At 36.5% G+C, this 3483-nt stretch carries 3 protein-coding genes; all 3 read left to right on the top strand.

The window, feature by feature from the left end:
* The first annotated feature begins 528 nt into the window (after positions 1–528).
* The 3 genes from ABD985_RS19095 to ABD985_RS19085 all read left to right on the top strand — a co-directional run bounded on the left by ABD985_RS19095 (position 529) and on the right by ABD985_RS19085 (position 3356).
* The gene (locus ABD985_RS19095) at positions 529–1629 is read left to right on the top strand and encodes an RHS repeat domain-containing protein (protein WP_345374587.1); all 1101 of its coding nucleotides are present in this window, start codon (positions 529–531) and stop codon (positions 1627–1629) included.
* Positions 1630–1632: 3 nt separating this feature from the next.
* Positions 1633–2229 (top strand): hypothetical protein, encoded by a 597-nt coding sequence (locus ABD985_RS19090; protein ID WP_345374585.1) that lies wholly within the window; start codon positions 1633–1635, stop codon positions 2227–2229.
* Between the two features lie 95 nt (positions 2230–2324).
* Positions 2325–3356: a hypothetical protein gene (locus tag ABD985_RS19085; protein ID WP_345374583.1), complete on the top strand. Its 1032-nt coding sequence runs from the start codon at positions 2325–2327 to the stop codon at positions 3354–3356.
* Positions 3357–3483: the final 127 nt, after the last annotated feature.

Genomic DNA, 3483 nt, shown 5'->3' with positions numbered 1-3483 from the left:
TTATATTTTCTAACTCCTTCGTTTCAGAAACGGATGCAAAGGTAAGAAAACTTTCAATTACAATCCAAATTAATTTTGAAGTTTTTTTTCAGTGAGATTCCTTGAAAACCTACACTCTCGATAGTGATAAACACGTTTTCAATACCTTCCCAAAACTTCTTTTTCTTACTTTCCTTCCGAAAGCGGATGCAAAGGTAAGAAAACTTTCAACTAACTTCCAAAACAAATTTTCAAAAACTTTTCAGGAGTGAAATTAGATGATTTTGTAAATATCAAATAGCTCCAAAGAGCGTATCCCATTACCTGAATTGTTGTGGCCTTCCGTTTGAAGGGGATGCAAAAGTGTAGGTATTTTTTGGATTATGCAAATGGAATAGTTCAATTATTTACAGAAATAATCACAGAATTACATAACCTACTCAGTCAATGACACTTCAACGAATGTTAATTTTTTTAAGTTGTACTATAGTACATTTATTTACTCAACCTACTCTTTAAATAAGAGTACTATAGGCTTTCATATTACTCTTGTCCCTCTCTGTCTATAAGGTTAGATATCATTTAGAGACACCATGTAATAAGCAAAAATTAAGCGATGGTCAGCTGTTATTACCTATTATATTAAAAGCTACCCAACTTGCTGAAAAATACGCCTATCAGTTTAACAGAAAGGAAAAAGAGGAAGAGCTAGAAGGAAACTACGCCTACGAGTTCCGGATGTATGACCCGGCGATAGGACGCTGGTGGCAGCAAGATCCGGTGATCAAGGAAAATGAAAGCCCTTATGCAGGGTATACCAATAATCCGGTGATGTTTTCTGATTTGTTGGGGTTGGATACGTTTAATATTCATTTGGATACCCATAATATTTTTCATTATGGTAATGATCCTAATAGTACCTCCTTGTTTCACACCTACAATGTTTTTGATGGACCATTCTTAATGGGATCTTATAATCTACCTGTCAATGAATGGGGATATGTAGAATTTCCAGCCGCAGGGCATGGTTTTGGAAGATATGGAGGTATTGATAAAGCTGGAGGTAAGTACCGAACTTTTACTTATGGTGATTACATTTCTCCTACGGAGAAAGCAAATGTCTCATCTATAACCGCTTATTACAAATACGCTAAAGGAGACCATTTTCTAAAACCTCATGTAGCTGCTGAGTTATTTGGATTGATATCAGAATTCCACGTAAAATCAGGTTATAAGTCCAGGATAGATATTGGAGATCTGTCTAATGAAATAGGAGAAGCACCTGGTTGGGACCACTCTACACACGGAGGACCTAAATTTGATCGCAATGGTGATATCCAACACTACTATAAAGGAGCTGCGTTGGATTATCGTTATTTTAATAGTTCATATACGAGTTACCAAGGTGGTGTTAAAGTTATTGATGGGCAGGACTTTGCCCCATATTTTGATCAAGATATAAATAAACTTTTTTATCAAATGGCTAGCAATTGGGGATTTACTTCAAATTACTCACCTCTAAGGGCTTTTATAAATGACCAACAATTCTCCTCAAGTAATTCAGGTCCTATGTTTGGACACGATGACCATGGTCATTTAGGTTATAAAGGAGTAAATCGATCTTGGTTGGATATTTTTAATTTTAGATAGAAAATGAAGATTCTAATTTCATTACTGTTAATAGTAACATTTTTTTCCTGTGATAGAAACACTTCATCACAAGACTCAAAAGCAAACATTAATACCTCTATTAAGAATGATACGACTATTCAACAAGGAGAAACCATACCAAATTCTTTATTGGAGTTTATTAATGATCAACTTCCCAATTATAGAATCCCTGAACAATCAGAGTATGCAAATATTTATTCTGAAAAAATAGAAAATAGTCAATATCCATATTTCACTGAAGGGGCTTTTAATCAAGATTCTCTTACAGATTATGCACTTTTATTACTGTCTGAAGTTCAAGGTGGTTTTGAAATCTCTGTATTTGTTTTTGTCACTAAACAAAATAATGACTATGATTATTTTAAGTGCTACACTGAAAAACAGAAGAAAGAATTCAGATTAGCAGATGAGTTAAGCTTTGTAAACGCTGCCTACTCTCAACATACACAAGAACAATTAAATACAGACGGAGATGCCTTACTCTACATAGGTTGGAGATCTTTAGGTGACATACAAGCTCATTTTTGGTTAAAACAATCAGAGCTCAGAATGGAGTTTGCAGAGGAGTATACAGATTAAAATAATTTCGTTATCTATCTCCTATATATGAATTAAGTACCTCTACCCATTTCGGATAGAGGTACTTACTTTTTTCAAAAAACCCCAAAAAACCAATGAAAACTATTTTTTCTACCTTACTTTTTCTAGGTGCTTTCACAACTCTTCTCGCTCAGGAAACCTCTTTATCCTCGGCACAGGATACGCTCAAAAAGCATCAGTTTACTTTTGATGGAACGCTGGTAATCACCGGGATGGCACGTCAGTATGATAAGGACCCTATGCCCAATAGTGACAATATAAGTTCTGAGCGTCAGTTGCTGGGGTTGTATATCCCTGAAATAAATTATCAATGGAATATTTCTGAAAAACAGCAGTTGGAAGCATTTGCTTCTGTAGCGCTTTTGGGAGGACTTTTTGATGGAGAAGGGGAGTTAATTCCTTTACCTTACCAAGGATGGATCGCCTATACGTATGATCGACTGTCGCTCAAAGTTGGTTACCAGGAGATACGCTGGGGAAATGCCAAGCTATTGAGAACCCTAAATTGGATGGATATGTTTCATCCCTTGGATCCAGTAGCATTTAATCCCGGCATATTCGCTACCCTGGGCACTTACCAATTTGGAAATGATGGGCATATACAGCTTTGGGTAATTAATAATGAACTGGATATTTTGGATCGTTATGATTATTCGAAAGGGTATGGGGGACGTGTGACCTATCCTTTGGGTAATTTTGACTTGGGAGCAAGCTACCTGCGTCACCGGCATGAAAAAAGATATCAGGGAGAACCTTTTTATGTGAATTATCTGGGAATTGATTTGAAATATGATGCTCCTCTGAGTTGGTGGGTAGATGGCATGATCCATCAGGAACCAGGAATTTCATTCGTAGCTCCTGACCAAGATTCTGACCAACTCCTTACCAAAATAAAAGTCACCATTGGTGCTTCTTACGCACTACCTTTTGGGGAAGAGGGCGTAAAAATGGTAGCAGAACATATCTTGAGCAGCGATGCCAGAATAGGCACAACAAACCATCTAACAGCGTTGGACCTAACGTATTCTGCCGGAAAGCTTGGGGAGTTTAAAACTACATTCATTTATTTTATCTCAATAATTTCAGTTAAGACCATTGATGAATAGGGCAATGGATTCATAAAAGAAGTACGGTATCCTCAAAACTTATCAATATATCCCCCTTAAACACAAAAAAGCCTTATCCAACATCTCGTGCTGAATAAGGCTTTAAATTTATAAGGAGTGGCAATGA

Source organism: Algivirga pacifica, assembly GCF_039543525.1.
Taxonomy (GTDB): domain Bacteria; phylum Bacteroidota; class Bacteroidia; order Cytophagales; family Flammeovirgaceae; genus Algivirga; species Algivirga pacifica.
The sequence above is the reverse complement of the archived record's forward strand: the minus strand, read 5'-3'. Positions and strand labels throughout refer to the sequence as shown.

Excerpts from the sequence above, each read along its gene's own strand:
- ABD985_RS19090 (WP_345374585.1), top strand. The coding sequence starts at position 1,633 with ATGAAGATTCTAATTTCATTACTGTTAATAGTAACATTTTTTTCCTGT.
- ABD985_RS19085 (WP_345374583.1), top strand. The coding sequence starts at position 2,325 with ATGAAAACTATTTTTTCTACCTTACTTTTTCTAGGTGCTTTCACAACT.